The 18,615-nt window shown below is 57.1% G+C and carries 17 protein-coding genes; 8 read left to right on the top strand and 9 right to left on the bottom strand.

Annotation, left to right across the window (positions count from 1 at the left end):
- Positions 1-59: 59 nt before the first annotated feature.
- Both ACIOZM_RS25810 and ACIOZM_RS25815 read right to left on the bottom strand, forming a co-directional pair.
- Complete coding sequence (locus ACIOZM_RS25810) at positions 60-1,493, bottom strand: heavy metal sensor histidine kinase (protein ID WP_401219004.1); 1,434 nt, start codon at positions 1,491-1,493, stop codon at positions 60-62.
- Positions 1,490-2,164: a heavy metal response regulator transcription factor gene (locus tag ACIOZM_RS25815; RefSeq protein WP_003223767.1), complete on the bottom strand. Its 675-nt coding sequence runs from the start codon at positions 2,162-2,164 to the stop codon at positions 1,490-1,492. The genes ACIOZM_RS25810 and ACIOZM_RS25815 overlap by 4 nt, the downstream gene beginning before the upstream one ends.
- A gap of 410 nt (positions 2,165-2,574) precedes the next feature.
- Between ACIOZM_RS25815 and ACIOZM_RS25820 the strand changes: the two genes are divergently transcribed.
- From ACIOZM_RS25820 to ACIOZM_RS25850, 7 genes are all read left to right on the top strand, one after another.
- On the top strand, positions 2,575-3,822 hold the full coding sequence (locus tag ACIOZM_RS25820; RefSeq protein WP_401219007.1) for a TolC family protein: 1,248 nt from the start codon (positions 2,575-2,577) through the stop codon (positions 3,820-3,822).
- A gap of 49 nt (positions 3,823-3,871) precedes the next feature.
- Complete coding sequence (locus ACIOZM_RS25825) at positions 3,872-5,065, top strand: efflux RND transporter periplasmic adaptor subunit (RefSeq protein ID WP_401219010.1); 1,194 nt, start codon at positions 3,872-3,874, stop codon at positions 5,063-5,065.
- A gap of 27 nt (positions 5,066-5,092) precedes the next feature.
- On the top strand, positions 5,093-8,245 hold the full coding sequence (locus ACIOZM_RS25830; RefSeq protein ID WP_401219013.1) for a CusA/CzcA family heavy metal efflux RND transporter: 3,153 nt from the start codon (positions 5,093-5,095) through the stop codon (positions 8,243-8,245).
- 287 nt (positions 8,246-8,532) lie between these two features.
- Positions 8,533-8,736: a co-regulatory protein PtrA N-terminal domain-containing protein gene (locus tag ACIOZM_RS25835; protein WP_401219016.1), complete on the top strand. Its 204-nt coding sequence runs from the start codon at positions 8,533-8,535 to the stop codon at positions 8,734-8,736.
- A 10-nt stretch (positions 8,737-8,746) separates the two neighbouring features.
- Positions 8,747-9,079 (top strand): DUF2790 domain-containing protein, encoded by a 333-nt coding sequence (locus ACIOZM_RS25840; protein ID WP_401219018.1) that lies wholly within the window; start codon positions 8,747-8,749, stop codon positions 9,077-9,079.
- Positions 9,080-9,226: 147 nt separating this feature from the next.
- Complete coding sequence (locus ACIOZM_RS25845) at positions 9,227-9,550, top strand: thioredoxin family protein (protein WP_401219020.1); 324 nt, start codon at positions 9,227-9,229, stop codon at positions 9,548-9,550.
- A gap of 486 nt (positions 9,551-10,036) precedes the next feature.
- Positions 10,037-10,417, top strand: coding sequence for a DUF6124 family protein (locus ACIOZM_RS25850; protein WP_401219022.1), 381 nt, complete (start codon positions 10,037-10,039; stop codon positions 10,415-10,417).
- 575 nt (positions 10,418-10,992) lie between these two features.
- On the opposite strand, the gene ACIOZM_RS25855 is transcribed toward ACIOZM_RS25850, so the two are convergent.
- The 6 genes from ACIOZM_RS25855 to ACIOZM_RS25880 all read right to left on the bottom strand — a co-directional run bounded on the left by ACIOZM_RS25855 (position 10,993) and on the right by ACIOZM_RS25880 (position 16,375).
- Positions 10,993-11,370, bottom strand: coding sequence for a hypothetical protein (locus ACIOZM_RS25855; RefSeq protein ID WP_401219025.1), 378 nt, complete (start codon positions 11,368-11,370; stop codon positions 10,993-10,995).
- The gene (locus ACIOZM_RS25860) at positions 11,370-12,707 is read right to left on the bottom strand and encodes a hypothetical protein (RefSeq protein ID WP_401219027.1); all 1,338 of its coding nucleotides are present in this window, start codon (positions 12,705-12,707) and stop codon (positions 11,370-11,372) included. The genes ACIOZM_RS25855 and ACIOZM_RS25860 overlap by 1 nt, the downstream gene beginning before the upstream one ends.
- Before the next feature lie 143 nt (positions 12,708-12,850).
- On the bottom strand, positions 12,851-14,035 hold the full coding sequence (locus ACIOZM_RS25865) for an acyltransferase family protein (protein ID WP_401219030.1): 1,185 nt from the start codon (positions 14,033-14,035) through the stop codon (positions 12,851-12,853).
- A gap of 183 nt (positions 14,036-14,218) precedes the next feature.
- Positions 14,219-15,544 (bottom strand): OprD family porin, encoded by a 1,326-nt coding sequence (locus ACIOZM_RS25870; protein ID WP_401219032.1) that lies wholly within the window; start codon positions 15,542-15,544, stop codon positions 14,219-14,221.
- 175 nt (positions 15,545-15,719) lie between these two features.
- Positions 15,720-16,034, bottom strand: coding sequence for a helix-turn-helix domain-containing protein (locus tag ACIOZM_RS25875; RefSeq protein ID WP_401219035.1), 315 nt, complete (start codon positions 16,032-16,034; stop codon positions 15,720-15,722).
- Complete coding sequence (locus ACIOZM_RS25880; RefSeq protein WP_401219043.1) at positions 16,031-16,375, bottom strand: toxin; 345 nt, start codon at positions 16,373-16,375, stop codon at positions 16,031-16,033. The genes ACIOZM_RS25875 and ACIOZM_RS25880 overlap by 4 nt, the downstream gene beginning before the upstream one ends.
- Positions 16,376-16,746: 371 nt before the next feature.
- On the opposite strand from ACIOZM_RS25880, the gene ACIOZM_RS25885 reads away from it, so the two are divergent.
- Entirely contained in the window at positions 16,747-17,211 is a 465-nt protein-coding gene (locus ACIOZM_RS25885; protein WP_401219038.1) for a GNAT family N-acetyltransferase, read from the top strand.
- Positions 17,212-17,271: 60 nt separating this feature from the next.
- Here the strand turns inward: ACIOZM_RS25885 and nuoN are convergent.
- A partial coding sequence (gene nuoN, locus ACIOZM_RS25890; protein ID WP_401219041.1) for an NADH-quinone oxidoreductase subunit NuoN occupies positions 17,272-18,615 on the bottom strand: 1,344 nt, incomplete at its 5' end.

Raw genomic sequence — 18,615 nt, forward strand, 5'->3', positions numbered from 1 at the left:
CACACCCTGATGCAGGCTCATGATCGAACGAACGATGGCCAGGCCCAACCCACCCCGGATCACTGTGGGAGCTTGCCTGCAAGCGATGGGGCCGTTGGCGTCGCCGCAGGAAATCCCAGGCGGAACACGGTCATCGCGCCAGGCAGGCTTTTTACTTCGGCCACACCCTGATGCAGGCTCATGATCGAACGGACGATGGCCAGGCCCAACCCGGTGCTGCCCTGCGAGCGTGAGCGGCTGCTGTCCACTCGGTAGAAACGATCAAACAGATACGGCAGATGCTGCGCCTCAATCCCCGCACCGGGATTGCTCACCAGCAACGACGCCTGAGTCGCGCCTTGCTCGATCAGTAGCGTCACGGCTTTCCCGCTCGGGCAGTGGCGCAGCGCGTTGGACAGCAAATTCGAAATCGCCCGCTGAATCATCAATCGATCACCCAATACCTGCGCGCTACCCAGCACCTTCAAACGGATCTGCTTGTCCTGCGCCGACAGTGAAAACATCTCGGCCACCTTCGACACCTCTTCCTCCAGAGCAACTGACTCGAACGGCGCCAGTGCCGACGGATGACTGACCTGCGCGAGAAACAGCATGTCCGAAACAATCCGCGCCACTCGCTCCAGCTCTTCGGTACACGACACCAGAACGTCCTGATATTCCTCGGTCGTGCGCTCGCGGGACAGGGTCACCTGCGCCTTGCCCATCAGGTTATTGATCGGTGTGCGCAGTTCATGGGCCAGATCATCGGAGAACTGCGAAAGCTGTTGCACGCCCGCGTCCAGCCGATCCAGCATGAAGTTGATACCCCGCGCCAGTTCACTGAGTTCCTGCGGCATGTTCACTACTGACAGCCGATGATCGAGATCCTGAGTCGAGACCATCGCCGCCACTTTGCGAAATTCGCGTAACGGCGCGAGCCCGCGTTGCACCGCGCCCCACGCGGTCAGGCCGATGAACATCAGCAACAGCGGCAAGGCAATCAGCGTCGAGCGCAGATAGGCGCTGAGCAGGGCCTGATCGTGGGCGTTGTCCATCGACAGCAGTACCGGCACGCTGCTGCCGTCCTTGAGGCGGATCAGTTTGGACAGCGTGAGGAATTTCGCATCATCCGCGTCGAAGCTTTCCGAGTAGTTCAGTTGATCGGTGGCGGCCCGCACGGCTTTCAGTTCAACCCGTGGATCGCTCAGACCCGAACCGGATTTCAGCAGCGGCGAGCGCAGATTCGACGGGGCATAAATCGTCAGCGTGAGGTTGTCATGGCCCATCACCTGATCGAGCAGAATGTGCGGTTTGCCACTGACTTCATTGGCATCGACGTACAGCGACAGGCTGTGCTCGACCTGGGCCATCTTCTTTTCCAGGCTGTCTCGGGACAGCGCATTCAACTCATGGGTCAGGGCGAAATACGCAAGAATCGCCAGAAACACCACCAACAGTGCGCCGAGAATACTCACCGTCAAACCCAGACGCATCGACAGGCTGGCCGGCTTCATTCCCGCGCCTCCAGCACATAGCCGACACCGCGCAGGGTATGGATTAGCTTGTTGTCGAACGGGTCATCGATTTTTGCCCGCAGGCGGCGGATCGACACTTCGACCACGTTGGTGTCGCAGTCGAAATTCATGTCCCATACCAGCGAGATAATCTGCGTGCGGGTCAGCACTTCGCCGGATTGGCGCATCAGCAGATGCAGCAGAGCGAATTCCTTGGTGGTCAGGTCGATCCGTTGCTCGCCACGGAACGCACGATGACGGCCCGGATCAAGCTCCAGATCAGCGACTTTCAGCACCTGCGGCACCGGAATATTTTCGCTGCGGCGCATCAGCGTACGCACTCGCGCCAACAGTTCCGGGAACTCGAACGGCTTGACCAGATAGTCATCGGCGCCCAGATCGAGGCCGCGAATCTTGTCCGCCAGACGCCCGCGTGCGGTAAGCATCATCACCCGCGTGGAATGGGTTCGACGCAGTTGTTCCAGCACGCCCCAACCGTCGAGTTCCGGCAGGTTCACATCGAGAATTATCAGGTCGTACGCTTGTTGTTGCGCCAGATGCAAACCATCCGCGCCAGTGGCCGCGTGGTCAACGATATAGCCACTTTCGGTTAAACCCTGATGCAAGTATTCGGCAGCTTTAAGCTCGTCCTCGACGACAAGGATTCGCATGATCTATCACCACTTTTATTTAATGGATATTTAATTAAGGTGGCCGGGAAAGTTGTTGTTTTTGTAGGGGCTTCCAGACGGGTTTCAATAACTGAGTGGCGTGCACGGTAAAGGCTGAAGTGGCTACAGAGTCAACAATTGAGGCCTTTAAATCGGACGTCTGCGACAGCCTGCCGCAGCAAAAATCCAAAATCCTCATGACTTCGATTTCGGCAAGTGCTGTTCGGCAGATAACTTCTGTGTATTTGTTTCCATGTATTGCGGCAACACCGTTGGCACTCTGCATCCTAGAGCAAAACAACTTCGGCAAACCGTGGATAACGGATTTGTAATGTTCCAGTCACCTTGTCGATAAGTTCAAAACCCTACCGTGGCGGCATCAAAGATTCTTGAATAAAGGAAGTCTCTCATTGCCCGGTTTAATACAACTGACGGCGCGATCACGCCTGAAAAAAGCAGCCAGCGGCATCCTGTTGTTGGCCAGTAGCAGTCTTGCCAACGCATCGACCCTGACGCTGGATCAAGCCCTGCAAAGCGCCTTCGCCGGCAACCCGGAATTTGCCGCCGCGCAATGGGAAATCGGCATCGCCGAGGGCGACCGCAAACAGGCTGGCCTGATCCCCAACCCCGAAGTGTCGTGGGAAGCTGAAGACACCCGACGCAACTCGCGCACCACCACGGTGATGCTCAGCCAGCCGATAGAACTTGGCGGCAAACGCGGGGCACGAATCGACGTCGCCAGTCGTGCGCAGGATGCCGCCGGGATCGAGCTGGAGCGCAAGCGCAATGCCTTGCGCGCCGACGTGATTCAAGCCTTCAACAATGCCCAGACCGCGCAACAACGCTTGCAGTTGTCCCGCCAATCCAGGGAACTGGCCGAGCACGGTTTGCGTGTGGCCAAGGGGCGGATCGAGGCCGGCAAATCGTCGCCGGTCGAAGGCACGCGAGCGCAGGTGCAACTCTCCGAAGTGCGCCTGGAACTCAGCCGCGCCGAGCGCGATCAGGCCAACGCCTGGCAACAATTGGCGCAGGTCATGGGCGCGCCGTTGCCGCCCTCGACCACGGTGCAATCGGCCACGCCAAAACTTGCCAGCGTGCCGCCACCCACGCGTTTGCTTGAACGTTTGAACGAGACCGCCGAGCTGCGTCTGGCCAAGTTGCAGATCGATCAGCGCGAAGCGTCGTTGGGGCTGGAAAAGTCGCAGCGGATTCCCGATCTGACCGTGAGCATCGGCAGCCAATACAGCGAAACCGAGCGCGAGCGGGTCAACGTGGTCGGGTTGTCGATGCCGATTCCGTTGTTCAACCGCAATCAGGGCAACGTGCTCGCAGCAGCACGTCGCAGCGATCAGGCGCGGGATCTGCGCAACGCCACCGAGTTGCGTCTGCGCACGGAAATCCAGACCAGTCTTGAGCAATGGCAGACCGCCAACGGCGAAGTCCAGGCGTTCGATCAGACCATCCTGCCCGCCGCGCAAAGTGCGGTGGACAGCGCCACACGCGGTTTCGAAATGGGCAAATTCGGCTTCCTTGATGTGCTTGACGCTCAGCGCACGCTGATCGCCGCTCGCAGCCAATACATCCAGGCCGTCAGCGAGGCGACCGACGCCCGCGTACGCATCGAACGAATTTTCGGCGACCTCGCCGGCACCCTCTGAATTTCATCATTTTGATCACTGCGCGATGGCACGGCGCAGAGGAGTTTCCATGGACAAAAAACTGGTTGTAGTCGCTGCGGCGACACTGGCGTTGGGCATCGGTATCGGTTCGATGTGGAGCGGCAATTCATCGACTGAGGCCCACGCTGACGAAGCCTCCGAGCATGCCGATCACGCGGAAGAGAGCAGCGCCAGCGAAGGCGAGCATGACGAAGAAGGGCACATCGAATTGAGTGCCGAGCAGATCACCGCCGCCGGCATTCAACTGGCCGAAGCGCGGGCGCAAAACATCAGCCTCGGGTTGGCGTTTCCCGGTGAAGTGCGCTTCGATGAAGACCGCACCGCCCACGTAGTACCGCGCGTACCGGGGGTGGTCGAGTCGGTGTCGGTCAACCTCGGGCAGACAGTGAAGAAAGGCCAGTTGCTGGCAGTGATCGCCAGTCAGCAGATCTCCGATCAGCGCAGCGAACAGGCTGCCGCGCAACGGCGCCTGACTCTGGCGCGAACCACCTACGAGCGCGAGAAAAAGCTGTGGCAGGACAAGATCTCCGCCGAGCAGGATTTCCTTCAGGCGCGTCAGGCATTGGAAGAGGCCGAAATCGCCCTGACCAACGCCCGGCAGAAGATCAGTGTGCTCAGCGGCAGCGTGGTCGCCACCGGCGGCAATCGCTACGAACTGCGCGCGCCGTTCGACGGCGTGGTGGTGGAAAAACACCTGACACCAGGAGAAGTGGTCGACGAAACCACGGCAGCGTTCACGCTCTCGGATTTGTCGCGGGTGTGGGTGACGTTCGGCGTTTCACCCAAGGATCTGACCAAGGTGCAAGTGGGCAAACCGGTCACCGTCAGTGCCCCGGAACTCAACGCCGAAGTCACCGGCAGCGTGGCTTACGTCGGCAGCTTGCTCGGCGAACAAACCCGCACCGCGACAGTTCGCGTCACGCTGGAGAACCCGCAAGGTTCGTGGCGCCCCGGCTTGTTCGTCACCGCGCTGGTCGCCACCGACAGCCGTCAAGCGAAAGTCGCCGTGCCGGAAACCGCGATCCAGACCGTCGAGGACAAACCCACGGTATTCGTGCGCACCGATGACGGCTTCAAGGCGCAAGCGGTGGAGTTGGGCAGTCGCGCGGCAGGGCAGGTGGAAATCACCCAAGGGCTGGAGGCGGGCGTGCAAGTCGCCAGTGCCGGCAGCTTCGTTCTCAAGTCGGAGTTGGGCAAGGCCTCGGCCGAGCATTCCCACTGATTTGCCACTTTCGACGAGAAGACTCCCATGTTCGAACGCCTGATCCAGTTTGCCATCGAGCAGCGCATCATCGTGCTGCTCGCCGTTTTGCTCATGGCCGGCCTCGGCATCGCCAGTTACCAAAAACTGCCGATCGACGCCGTGCCCGACATCACCAACGTCCAGGTACAAATCAACACCGGCGCTGCCGGGTTTTCGCCGCTGGAAACCGAGCAGCGCATCACCTTCCCGATTGAAACCGCGATGGCCGGTTTGCCGGCGCTGGAGCAGACCCGTTCGCTGTCGCGTTCGGGCCTGTCGCAGGTCACAGTGATCTTCAAGGACGGCACCGATCTGTTCTTCGCCCGCCAACTGGTCAACGAGCGTTTGCAGATCGCCAAAGAGCAATTGCCCGAAGGCGCCGAAGCGGTCATGGGGCCGATTTCCACCGGCCTCGGCGAGATTTTCCTGTGGACCGTGGAGACCAAGGAGGGCGCACTCAAAGATGACGGCACACCCTACACGCCGACCGATCTGCGGGTGATTCAGGACTGGATCATCAAGCCGCAACTGCGCAACGTGCCGGGTGTCGCCGAGATCAACACCATCGGCGGTTTCGCCAAGGAATATCAGATTGCGCCGGACCCGAAACGGCTGGCGGCGTACAAGCTGACCCTCACCGATCTGATCACCGCGCTTGAGCGCAACAACGCCAACGTCGGTGCCGGTTATATCGAGCGCAGCGGCGAGCAATTGCTGATCCGCGCACCCGGCCAAGTGGCAACCACCGAGGACATTGCCAACATCGTCATGGCCAATGTTGACGGCACGCCGATCCGGGTGAAGAACGTCGCCACCGTGGAAATCGGCCGCGAACTGCGCAGCGGTGCGGCCACCGAAAACGGTCGTGAAGTGGTGCTCGGCACGGTGTTCATGCTGATCGGCGAGAACAGCCGCACCGTCTCGCAAGCCGTCGCCAGCAAGCTTGAGCAGATCAACAAATCCTTGCCTGAGGGCGTGATCGCAGTGCCGGTTTACGACCGCACGCACCTGGTCGATAAAGCCATCGCCACGGTGAAAAAGAACCTCGTTGAAGGCGCGATTCTGGTGATCGCGATTCTGTTCCTGTTCCTCGGCAACATCCGTGCGGCGCTGATTACCGCGATGGTTATTCCACTGTCGATGCTGTTCACCTTCACCGGTATGTTCAGCAACAAGGTCAGCGCCAACCTGATGAGCCTCGGTGCGCTCGACTTCGGCATCATTGTCGATGGCGCGGTGGTGATCGTCGAAAACACCCTGCGCAGGCTGGCGCATGCGCAGCAGCATCACGGGCGTTTGCTGACGCGGGCCGAACGTTTCAAGGAAGTGTTTGCGGCGGCGAAAGAGGCGCGGCGACCGCTGATTTTCGGCCAGTTGATCATCATGGTCGTGTATCTGCCGATCTTCGCGCTGAGTGGCGTTGAAGGAAAAATGTTCCACCCGATGGCGTTCACCGTAGTCATCGCGTTGCTGGGTGCGATGTTGCTTTCCGTGACCTTTGTGCCAGCGGCGATTGCGCTGTTCGTCACCGGCAAGGTCAAGGAAGAAGAGGGCATGGTCATGCGGGGCGCGCGTCGCATTTATGCACCTGCGCTGGCCTGGGTCATGTCGCATAAGACCGCCGCCGTGGGCGCTGCGCTGGGTGTGATTGTGCTCAGCGGCGTGGTCACCAGTCGTATGGGCAGCGAGTTTGTGCCAAGTCTCAGTGAGGGCGATTTCGCCCTGCAAGCCCTGCGCGTACCGGGCACCAGCCTGACGCAATCGGTGGACATGCAGCAGCGACTGGAGACGTTGATTCTCGCCAAGGTCCCGGAAGTCGAGCGCGTGTTCGCCCGTACCGGTACTGCCGAAATCGCTTCCGACCCGATGCCGCCGAACATCTCCGACAGCTACGTGATGCTCAAGCCCAAGGACCAATGGCCAGACCCGGGCAAGTCCCGCGAAACCCTGATGGCCGAACTGCAAGCCGCCGCCGCGTTGCTGCCGGGCAGCAACTATGAACTGTCGCAGCCGATCCAGTTGCGTTTCAACGAACTGATCTCCGGCGTGCGCAGCGATGTCGCGGTGAAGGTGTTTGGCGATGATATGGACGTGCTCAACGCCACCGCAGCGAAGATTGCTGCGGCGATGCAGAAGGTCAACGGCGCCTCGGAAGTGAAGGTCGAGCAAACCACCGGGCTGCCGGTGCTGACCATCAACATCGACCGTGACAAGGCTGCGCGTTATGGGCTTAACGTCGGCGATGTGCAGGACACTATCGCCGTGGCGGTGGGTGGGCGTCAGGCCGGAACCTTGTACGAAGGTGATCGACGTTTCGACATGGTCGTGCGTTTGTCCGATGCCATGCGCAAGGACATCGATGGCTTGTCGGCACTGCTGATTCCGGTGCCGGCGCCGGTTAATGGCGACGCGGGGCAGATCGGGTTCATTGCCTTGAAGGATGTCGCCAGCCTCGATCTGGTGCTCGGGCCGAATCAGGTCAGCCGCGAAAACGGCAAGCGTCTGGTGATCGTCAGTGCCAACGTGCGTGGTCGCGATATCGGTTCGTTCGTCAGCGAGGCGGGCGAAGTGATCGAGCGCGACGTGCAAGTGCCGGCCGGTTACTGGACCAGTTGGGGCGGGCAGTTCGAGCAGTTGCAATCAGCGGCCAAGCGCTTGCAGATCGTGGTGCCGGTGGCGTTGCTGCTGGTGTTCGGGTTGCTGTTCATGATGTTCAACAACTTGAAGGACGGCTTGCTGGTGTTCACCGGGATTCCGTTTGCGTTGACTGGCGGGGTTATGGCGCTGTGGCTGCGGGATATTCCGTTGTCGATTTCGGCGGGCGTCGGGTTTATCGCGTTGTCCGGTGTGGCGGTGCTCAACGGCCTGGTGATGATCGCGTTTATCCGCAACCTGCGGGAGGAGGGACGTTCGCTGTCGGATGCGATCAACGAAGGCGCGCTGACCCGTTTGCGCCCAGTTCTGATGACCGCACTGGTGGCGTCGCTGGGCTTCATCCCCATGGCCCTCGCAACCGGCACTGGCGCGGAAGTGCAACGGCCATTGGCGACAGTGGTGATCGGCGGAATCCTGTCCTCGACCATCCTCACATTGCTGATCTTGCCGGCCCTCTACCAACTCGCCCATCGCCGCGACGAGGACCCGATCCCCACCCAGTAATCAACTTTCAGGCCCCTTACTCCTGAGTGGTGAGGAGCCTCTGTGGCGAGGGGATTTATCCCCGTTGGACTGCGCAGCAGTCCCCTGTTTTTTCGGATGAAAAGCTGGGGCCGCTGCGCGACCCAACGGGGATAAATCCCCTCGCCACAGGGTATTTCTTCTGCCGGAAAAAATGCTGAGCGCAGGTCTGTTTTGCTAGATAACGGATATGTAATTTCCACGCCACCGTCACGAAAGGTTCGGCTTGTTACCTTGATCCCGTCAGCTACTTAAACGAGGAATCAAACATGAAACTTGCACAAATCGGTGCTTTTGCCGCAGCTCTGGTGATGTCTTCCCTGGCCATGGCCGAAGGCGGCGGTGACCGTACTTTCGAGCGGATGATGACCAACAACGACCGCTCCGTAGAGCTGTTCGTCGCCAAGGAAAAAGCCGCGACCAACCCGGTGGTGGTCAACGAAAAGAAAGACGAAAAAACCAAAGACCTGTGAGGACATGCAGATGAATATTTTCAGACTTCTCGCGTTCAACGGTGCCATGATCGTCTCCCTGAACGCGCTGGCCGAAGGAGGCGGCGACCGCACCTTCGAACGCGCATTCAGCGCCAACGCCAAAGCCATGGAGCAATACGCGGCCGAGAAAGGCAAAGCGGCGCCAGTGGTGAAGGACTATGAATACGGCATGAAGCTGGATGTGGTGAAAATAGTCAGCGTGGTGAAGCCGCAGCCAGCCTGTGCGGTCGTCCCTACCGCCATGACCTACGAAGATTCGAACGGCCAGCTCAATACCCTCAAATACAGCGTGGCGGGTGTTTGCCGCAACAGCGGTGGCTGAGGCCCCGTGGGTTCGGTTCTTTCGGTATACACCCGACTCCAATTGAATCTGAAAAACTGTCAACTCTGACAGTGGCGTTTGTCCTGGGGTGAACCAAAAATGGAGGCTACAGCCATTCATTTACTCACTCTCACGAAGGACATCAAAATGAGCGATCCAGTAACGACCTTCAATGATTCGAATTTTGAATCAGAAGTCCTGAAAAGCGCAGTACCAACGATGGTGCTGTTTTCCGCCACATGGAGCGGCCCGTGCAAATACATTGTTCCTGTTTTTGATGGTATAGCTGTCACTTATGCAGGGCGAGCCAGGTTTTCCAAAGTTGATGTGGATGAGAGCCCCATTACAGCTAAGAGTCTTGCTATCAACAATGTTCCAGCCATACGTCTATTCAAGAGCGGGAAAGTCGTAGTGACTCTGGGTGCAGTAGACAAGGCTCAATTAACAGCAGCGCTTGATGCAAATGTCTAGCTTGTAAATAACACCGCGAAAAAGTGGCATTCCTTGTAGGAGCTGCCGAAGGCTGCGATCTTTTGATCTGGTTTTTAACAAGCCAAAGTCAACAGATCGCAGCCTTCGGCAGCTCCTACAGGGTTGTATTTTCAGTATCACGATGCGTATTTCAATTCGGGATGTTTAAGGGATGTTTAGGAATTACGGAACCTTCCCACAATGTTTTCAGGTTGTCCGTCGGACGTCGGGTCTCTAGCCTGTGTGGGTCGCTGCAAATTCAGCGATCGGGATTGGAACCCCGGAGAACGTATCAGCGCCAAAGCGTCTTTCATGACGTATGCTTGCGCACCTTCGTGGTGTGCAGTCTGAAATGGCGGCTGTGCGCGGGAGACTTTCGAGTCTGCCGGGTTTCTCCGTTCCCCGGGTTCCAACCTGCGTACAGCTGCCACCCCTTCGCGTGGAACCGAATGGATCAGCTTCAACGTTCCGAAGGAGAAATACATTATGAAAAAACCAACGCCCAACCCACCCGAAGCAACTGCTGAAGTCGATACCGACCCAACATCCCCTTACGCGTCCATCGACACCAAAAAGCTCCACGAAGCCGCCGAACGCGCACTCGATTTCTACCTCAACCCCGCCGCCCAGGTCATGGCCACGCCTTACACGCCAAACGACCTGTTCTACGTCAATCCCAAAGCCGACACCGAAACCCTGCTGGTCAACGCCTGCGAATCCCTGGCCTCGGCCACCGTCATGCTCGGCGACTTCGCCGCGCTGCTGGAAGGCACGCACCGCAAGACACTGCTCGGTATCGCACAAGTGGTGATGCTGGGAGAGTTGGCGGTGAACAAGGCGCTGGATAACGTCGAGCCCGCTGGCTAATCGATTAGGTCGGGCAGGCACAAAAAAACGCGGCGCTAGAAGGGCCGCGTTTTTATTTGGTGTTCTCCAAGCATATGAATTCGACGAGTTCTCGGTTAGAAAAGAAGTCATTTCATTAGGCCACTGTATTTTCCGTACAACCAAAGTGCGATGGATGTGCTACTCACGAAATAGGCGATATGAAACGGATACATCGCCCAGAATCTCAGTCCCTTTGGAAGGCACTGTATTTTCATTTTTAAAGTAGGGTCTTGATTCTGATTTTTTTTAGATGAAATCAAAACGCTAATGGCAGCGAGTCGAATAATTTTCCCATTGAAGCTCTCTCCGTTATATATGGGGACGGAGTCCCATCGCTCAAAGTGTCTCTCTAGCGGCTCAAGCTTTTTCTGAACAGCGTAGAAAATCATAGCTATATTGATCGATCCTATCAGGATCAATAGCCCCCACGCGAAGGTAAATGCTATTCGAGTGATTTCCATGTGCCTCTTCCTATGCTTTCAAGTACCAATCGTCGTGCTTGAGTTTATGCTTATGGTAGGCGGCAGAAGCTCTTCCTTCGTGTGGCTGAAAGATCACAGATAATCCTTGATGTTGACCCAAGCTAGGATCGAAGCAAACCACAAGATACAAAATAGATTGATGTGGCCAGGAATAATAATCCAGCGACGTAACTCTCTAGGAAACTTTTCTACTTCGTCTGTCACGCCTGGGTCCATGTTGCGAATGAATTTGAACGCTAATAGTGAGTATGCGACTCCGAGATTCCTTACTTTGAATATTATCGGGCTGCTGTTGTCTCCCCTATATGATGCAATGAAGCGAGAATTGCTGAGGTGGCTTTGAATTTCTTCCAGTTTGTGAGTCGCTATGTAGGCTGAAAAGGCGTAGTTCAAAAAAAACAACACAAATAATGGTACTCCGGACAAACCAATGAGCTGGTCGAGGGTCATCACCGATTCACCTCATAAAGTTGTTCACCGATAAATTCCCCAGCCTGACCACCGCTATCTCCCATTTGTGCGGCTAATGCACCGCTCACAATTAACATGCATGCCAAGCCTCCCGTACCTGCGGTTCCCACTCCTATTGCAGCACACGTCATTTTTGAAATGATTGGCGCTGCTTGGCTCGCTAATATTCCTCCAGCGACGTTTCCAGATAATTTCGACCCTTCCATAAACTTCGCCCGGCGACATTCGTCTTCGCGTCCCGTGCGACATGCTTCGTGAATTTTCATTGCTGCCGAACTAGCTCCTAGTCCTATAGCCAAATACCCGCCAGCCTTAATGTATTTAGACGCTCGTGACACACCGTCAATATTTGTCGCGTAACCCGGCAACTGAGTCGGTGCGCCAGCCTTGTTCCAGTTGTGCACGACTCTTCGTGTAGACAAGCCTAGTGCCCGTTTGAGTTTTGGGTGATCCGCAATCCCCGCCGTTTTGCGCACCAAAGGGCCCAAACTGGCGTCCAGTTTTGTCATCAACCGTTTGCGTTTAGCATAAAAATCCGGTGAGTTCAGGTTCCCGTGCTGGCGGTATTGCTCTGTGTGTAATCGTTCCAACTCTTTAAGAGTGTCTTTAAGCGTTTCCATATGCTGACCCACCATGAAAGAAGCCACACCCAGTGCTCCGGAAGACACCCCCAAAAACGGTTCAATCACCTCATGATGCTCAACCATGAACGAAGCTTCTTCATCCGTCAGATCCCTCAGCGCTTCATCCACTTTTTCCGCTGCAGCCATCATCTGTGCCTCTTCGCGGCGGCACATGTAGTTGCGTGAATCGCTGAAAATCACCATTTGCCCCGGCTTTACCTGTTCACTTAAGTGACGATTAAGCGAGCGAAATTCACGGCGTAGCACATCGCTGGGGGTGATTTCGTACAGCGAGCGCTCCAGCGCATCGAGGCTCATGGGTTTCTGGACGATATGAAAACCCGACTCCGCCGGTTGGGGCAGGGTGAAGGCGTGTTCTTCCACCAGATGCTGCGCTGGTGGTGGGTCAGGTTTGGGTTTGAAGGCATTCCACGACGCGCCGCCGTTATCCGCTTTGACACGCGGCTTCACGATGACCCAGTCACCACTCGTGACGGCCTCAAGCAGTTTTCGCTGATGAGCGCTCTGCATGTGGTTGGCGCGGTTGGCACCGATAGCGTTTAGCAGGTCATCAAAACCCGGTAGATCACCGGGATAATTCAGAGCATGTTTGAACTCTTCAACGGCTTGATAGGCGTCGAGAACCTGGCCGGGCTGGTGATGGAGTTCGCTTTTGGGGATGAGTTTGCTCACGTCCGTGTCCCGTTTTGCAAACGGGGGACTTTGGCGAGTGGCCTCAGGTTTTAATGCCGGGATATTCCGGTTTAGGCGTAGGGCAAATCCGATTTACCTTTGCGATTAAGCGGCTCCTCAAGGGAAGAGCCGCTACAGCGGCTCTACTTGACGGACACTTGCTCGGCGTTCACAGCGGCCGGAACGGGCTGCGCTTCATTCCTCAACTTGCGTTGGGCAATCTCCGCGCCGCGTTTGCGCAGTGGTGTTTCGATAAAGCGATAGTTCAGTTCGCTCAACACCAGCAATATCCCGATCGACGTTGCCAGCAACTCAACGGTAAAGCTGCTATCCAGCGGTACGCCTTGGCTGGCGGCGACACGGGTCCAGATTTCGGTGCTCAGATGGTTGGTGAAAACGTGGATGACGTACAGCGCGTAGGATCTTGAACCGAGCCATTGCATGAGTCCGCGCAAAACGGCTGGGCAGTAGATGTAGCCCTTCTGATAACTCGCCAGCCAGACAATGATCACCGAGACGATGGCGACCATGCCGACGGCAATCGGCAGGGCTATCAGTTGGATCGCAACCGCGCCCAGCATGTACAGCAGAAATAAGGTGCAAAGCAGGGGTTTGAGTACGCCCTGACCGAGTCCATGAGGTTCTATCTGTTGATAGAGACGGGTGCGGGTGAACAGGCAGAGGAGAATCCCCCACAACAACGCATCCAGGCGGAAGTCACCGAGCATGGCGCCGAGGGGCGCCCCATAAGGATTGCGATCCAGGCCGAATTGCAAAGCAATGAGCGCGATCAGGGCAATCACGCGCCAGCGCGCAGCCGTGATAAACAGCAGGAAAAACGGGAATACGAAGTAGAACTGCTCTTCAAGTGCCAGGCTCCAGTATTGGGGGCTGGGCCCGATCAAATTGTAGTGCTTCGCCAGGTTGGCACTGAATGTCGCCACAGCGGTGGCATTGCGCAGATTGTCGAACCAAGAACCGAAGGCGTTGGACTGGTTGAACGCGATGGAAAAGAACAGCGGAATCAGTATCCACAGCCAGGCAGTCGGCAGTAGACGATAGGCGCGGCGCAGCCAGAAACTGGCGGCTGCCAGACCGAACTGACCTTGTGTGCGGTGCTTGTCGAAGTAGTCCAGATACGCCTTGCTGACAACGAAACCGGAAATACAAAAGAACAGGTCGACTCCGCTCCAAGGCATGTAAATCGAGAAAATTCTCAGCAGCGTGTCGGTATGAAACGGCAGCATCATCGTGACATGGCAAAAAAAGGTCATGCCGACAGCGATCCCTCGCAAGTACTCGATTTCCAGATTTTTACGGCTACCCATCGGTCCCTCATTATTCTTGTTATTCAGCGCCCGCGACGATGGCAGGTGGCCTGCGGGTTGGTCAAGAACACGATGGTAAATTTTGGACACGAAAAAAAGGCGCCCCGAAGGACGCCAAAAAGATTCACCTCTTACCAAAGGAGCAAGGAGCTTCTAAAGGTGAATGTGCATTGCTCGTGAAACTCAGAGGATCGCGAGCGGGTATTCGACAATCACCCGCACTTCATCCAGATCCGACTCGAATGCCGTAGCGCGAGTTGTGGCCTGGCGCAGACGCAGCGACATGTCTTTCAGCGAACCGCCTTGCACCACGTATTTGACTTCTACGTCACGCTCCCAGCGCTTCTGGTCGGTCAGCGGATTGCCCTCGGCATCGCGGCGCATGTACACGGCGTTGGCGTTGGAATAATCGGCGTCGGTGCCGCGCGCGTAACGGGTCATGAACGACAGGCCCGGCACGCCATAGGTGGTCATGTCGAGGTCGTAGCGCACCATCCACGAACGTTCTTTCGGCGAGTTGAAGTCGCTGTACTGGATCGAGTTGTCGAGGAAGATCGAGTCAGACTGACGCAGGTAATCGAAGTCGTCGTTGCCGTTGTTGCGCTGGTGCGACAGGGCTACGGAATGCGCGCCGAGTTTCATGCCGACGCGGCCGCTCCAGATGTTGTTGTCGAATTCGCCGAGCAGTTGTTTGCCTTCGTCGACGGCCTTGTAATAGTTCAGGCCGCCGAACAGAGACAGGTCATCCGACAGCGGATACGTCCACGCAGTACCGGCGTAATACTGATTCCAGGCATCCTTGAGGCGGCTGGAATACAGGCTGAAGCTGAGGTTTTTGTTCAGCGCATAATCGCCACCGCCGTAAGCGATCCACGGCGAATTGACCGGACCGGCGTAGAACGTGGCGAAGTTCTCGCGCATGTCGCTGGACACCGGTTGGCTCATGGCATGCAAACGGCCGCCCTGAACCGACAAGCCGTCGAAACTGGTGTTGGTCGCCGTCACACCGCGAAAGCTCTCGGGCAGCAATCGCGAGTCACCTGCCGCCACCACCGGGTTGGCCGGGAACACGTCACCGACCTTGATCACCGTATCGAACGCCCGCACTTTGGCGGCGCCACCGACCTTGGTGTATTCGTCCCGCGCCTGGCCCTCACTGTTGACCGGCAGCACGTCAAACGAACTACGGCCACCGTTGCGCCCGTCACCGGTGTCGAGCTTCAAACCGATCATGGCAAACGCATCGACACCGACCCCGAAGGTGCCTTGGGTAAACCCGGATTCGAACTTGCTGATGACCGCATGTGCCCAGGCTTCGGAATACCCGTTGCCGGTCGGGCTGGACTGGCCGTTGCGATGATCACGATTGAAGTAGAAGTTACGGTTGAGCACGGTCAGGCTGCTGCCTTCGACAAGACCCTCAGGTTTGTCCTCCGCCAACACCATGGACGGCCCGGTGCCGACCACCACCGCTAAAGCGGCCATCGACATTTTAGAATTGTTAACCATCAATCACTCCTTGGGTTCGGCAGAACGGGAACATGCTTCGGCGTGAGTTTTATTGTTCGACGGGCAAAGGCCCGCCGGCATTGGTCGCCGGGTCACATCGTTGCAAGCTGCGGATAACGCCAAGGTGATGGGGGAATTACAATTTCGTCATGTGGGTGGTTTGTGCCAAGTCGGTTCAGCTCAAGGCTGCGAGTTGTTCGATGGTTTGTGGAAAACGTTGTACGAGCCGAATCAGTGTTGTTGCTTGAGCATTGGGTTTGGCGCGTCCCTGCTCCCAGTTCTCGAGGGTTCGGATATTTGTTCGCAGATACATGGCGAAAACCGATCGGGAGAGATTCAGTTGTTGGCGGATCGCTACAACCTCCTCGGCGGTGATAGGCACCAGCTTTGGTAACTGGACTTTGTGGGTGCGGAGCGTGATCTTGCCTTGGCGCTCGTCGGCCAAGGCGTCCAGACCCTCCATCAATTCAGAAAAAATGTCACGTTTCATATTTGGGTTCTCATGTTTAGTTCTCTAGCGAGCACTTGTCTGAATAGCTTTTTCTGGGCAGCGGACAGATCGTCTTGTTCATTTTTGCTGAAAACGGTGAAGAGCCAAAACTGATCGAAGCCCGACCACCAGTAATAAATAACCCGCAAGCCTCCACGTTTACCTTTGTGACGTCGGTGATCGTTAAAGCGGATTTTGCGAAGTCCGCCCGTTCCCTCTATTAAGTCCCCCGCTTCAGGGTTTTTCAGCATCTCTAGCTGAAAGCTTCGAAATAAATCGTCGTCCAGATAATCCGCACGGTGTCTCTGAAATGCAGGTAATTCGATAAATAGAGCGTCCATTTTCTGTACGTCACCTGCGTATAGTGTTGTCTCGATAACCGAATCGGTCAAGGCCTCCAAGCCATCCTTTTCGTCCCTGTCCCAACGGTAGACCCAGGTCGTAAAAAGTACCTGTAGGACAGATCGGCGAGTGAGGTAGGTGTAATTCGATTCAGCAGAGAAGAAACTGCGTAATTGACGTGTCGGAACAATTCACATAACTATTGGATCATGAGTGTCCTACGTCGAATGATCGTGATGTACCCCTCTATGACCGCTTCCGATGGGCCATAAGGTGATGCATGTCTGGTAAATGACGTGTTATCCAAAGCCCCGCCAGATATGGTTGGGGCTTTTTCGTTCCTGTCCGCACATGGCTCATGGAGAGAGAAATGTTCGAAATCAGAAGAGCCACCGCCAGCGACGCGCAGAGTGCGTTCGACATCCGACGGTCAGCCATTCGGCATCAATGCATTGGCGCCTACAGTCAGCAGCAGATGCTCGATTGGACCAAGGGTTCGGCTGAAGACGGCTACGACACGCTCATGCAAAAGCATTTCTATCTGGGCTGCATCGAGGGCGAGCCAGTAGCGACCGGGATGCTCGATCTTGAGCACCGTGAAATCGGCGCGATCTTCGTTCTTCCGGATTTCATGCAGCGTGGTCTGGGCAAGCGTGTTTTGTGCTTTCTCGAAGATCTGGCGCGGGGGCTGGGTTTGACCGAGGTGTGTCTGGACGCAACTTTGAATGCCGCCGATTTTTATCGCAGCTGCGGCTACATCGGGGAGGGCAGTGCGATTTATCAATCGCCTTCGGGTCTGCAACTGGCGTGCGTGTCGATGGTGAAAAAACTATAATGGCTTAAACGCAAAAACGGCACCCGAAGGTGCCGTTTCCGTTTGTAGCCAGTCGAGCAATCAGCCCGCCAGACCCGCCTGCTGAACCAGTGTCAGCAATGGCTGCGGGTAAACACCCAGGAAGAACGCAACCAGGGCGATGGCCAGCAACATCACGCCGCCAGCTTTCTGTTCCCAGTGCAGTTGGGCGTCGTGGCGACGCAGGTTTGGTTCGATCAGGTACAGGGTGACCATCACGCGCAGGTAGTAGAAGACGCCGATGGCGCTGCCCAGTACCAGCGAACCTACCAGCCACCATTGGTGCGATTCGACACCGGTAGCGATGATGTAGAACTTGCCGATGAAGCCAGCGGTCAGCGGGATACCGGCCAGCGACAGCATCATCACGGTCAGTACGGCGGTCAGGTACGGACGGCGCCAGAACAGACCGCGGTATTCGTACAGTGCATCCGCGTCACGGCCGTTGTACGGCGAGGACATCAGGGTGATCACGCCGAACGCGCCGAGGCTGGTGATCACGTAGGTGACCAGGTAAACGCCGATGGCTTCCACCGCCAGCCCCTTGCTTGCCACCAATGCGATCAGCAGGTAGCCGAAGTGCGCGATGGACGAGTAACCGAGCAGACGCTTGAGGTTGCTCTGAGTCAGGGCCAGCAGGTTACCGAACAGGATCGAGGCGATGGCGATCACGGTCAGCACGTCGCTCAGTACGCCACTGCTTGCGGCAGGGGAGATCTGGAACAGACGCACCATCACCGCGAACACGGCAACTTTCGAAGCGGTCGCGAGGAACGCGGCAACCGGCGCCGGAGCACCTTCGTAAGCGTCCGGCGTCCACAGGTGGAACGGTACCAGCGACAGTTTGAACGCCAGACCGATCAGCATCATGCCCAGGCCCATCTGCGCCAGCGAGCTTGGCAGGCCGGTGGCCGCCAGGGCTTGACCGATACCGGTGAAGCTCAGGCTGCCGGAGTCGGCGTAAAGCAGCGCCATACCGAACAACAGGAACGCGGAACCGGCCGCCGACAGCACCATATATTTGATGCCGGCTTCCAGCGAACGCTTGTTGAAGAAGGCATAAGCCACCAGACCATAGACCGGCACCGAGAGCAGTTCCAGACCGATGAACAACCCGGCCAGGTGCTGCGCGCTGACCAGAACCAGACCACCGGCGGCGGCCATCAGGATCAGCAGGTACAGTTCTTCACGGTTGCCCGGGTAACCCGAACCGCCATCGCCCAGATAGGCGTGGGCGAGGGTGACGCAAGCGAGGGTGGCGACCAGGATCAGCGCCATGTACAGGCAGGCAAAGGAGTCGATCTGCAGCAATGGAGTCACGGCCAGAGGCGCGACTTTCAGGGCTGGCAGGATCGACAGCAAGGCCAGGTTCAGACCCGCCACCGA

The organism is Pseudomonas sp. NPDC087346 (genome assembly GCF_044744235.1).
Lineage (GTDB): Bacteria > Pseudomonadota > Gammaproteobacteria > Pseudomonadales > Pseudomonadaceae > Aquipseudomonas.

Bases quoted from the DNA above. Each gene is read 5' to 3' on its own strand.
- ACIOZM_RS25815 (WP_003223767.1), bottom strand. From the start codon at position 2,164: ATGCGAATCCTTGTCGTCGAGGACGAGCTTAAAGCTGCCGAATACTTG.
- ACIOZM_RS25875 (WP_401219035.1), bottom strand. From the start codon at position 16,034: ATGAAACGTGACATTTTTTCTGAATTGATGGAGGGTCTGGACGCCTTG.
- ACIOZM_RS25840 (WP_401219018.1), top strand. From the start codon at position 8,747: ATGAATATTTTCAGACTTCTCGCGTTCAACGGTGCCATGATCGTCTCC.
- ACIOZM_RS25880 (WP_401219043.1), bottom strand. From the start codon at position 16,375: ATGGACGCTCTATTTATCGAATTACCTGCATTTCAGAGACACCGTGCG.
- ACIOZM_RS25810 (WP_401219004.1), bottom strand. From the start codon at position 1,493: ATGAAGCCGGCCAGCCTGTCGATGCGTCTGGGTTTGACGGTGAGTATT.
- ACIOZM_RS25870 (WP_401219032.1), bottom strand. From the start codon at position 15,544: ATGGTTAACAATTCTAAAATGTCGATGGCCGCTTTAGCGGTGGTGGTC.
- ACIOZM_RS25825 (WP_401219010.1), top strand. From the start codon at position 3,872: ATGGACAAAAAACTGGTTGTAGTCGCTGCGGCGACACTGGCGTTGGGC.
- ACIOZM_RS25865 (WP_401219030.1), bottom strand. From the start codon at position 14,035: ATGGGTAGCCGTAAAAATCTGGAAATCGAGTACTTGCGAGGGATCGCT.
- ACIOZM_RS25845 (WP_401219020.1), top strand. From the start codon at position 9,227: ATGAGCGATCCAGTAACGACCTTCAATGATTCGAATTTTGAATCAGAA.
- ACIOZM_RS25835 (WP_401219016.1), top strand. From the start codon at position 8,533: ATGAAACTTGCACAAATCGGTGCTTTTGCCGCAGCTCTGGTGATGTCT.
- ACIOZM_RS25850 (WP_401219022.1), top strand. From the start codon at position 10,037: ATGAAAAAACCAACGCCCAACCCACCCGAAGCAACTGCTGAAGTCGAT.
- ACIOZM_RS25855 (WP_401219025.1), bottom strand. From the start codon at position 11,370: ATGACCCTCGACCAGCTCATTGGTTTGTCCGGAGTACCATTATTTGTG.
- ACIOZM_RS25830 (WP_401219013.1), top strand. From the start codon at position 5,093: ATGTTCGAACGCCTGATCCAGTTTGCCATCGAGCAGCGCATCATCGTG.
- ACIOZM_RS25885 (WP_401219038.1), top strand. From the start codon at position 16,747: ATGTTCGAAATCAGAAGAGCCACCGCCAGCGACGCGCAGAGTGCGTTC.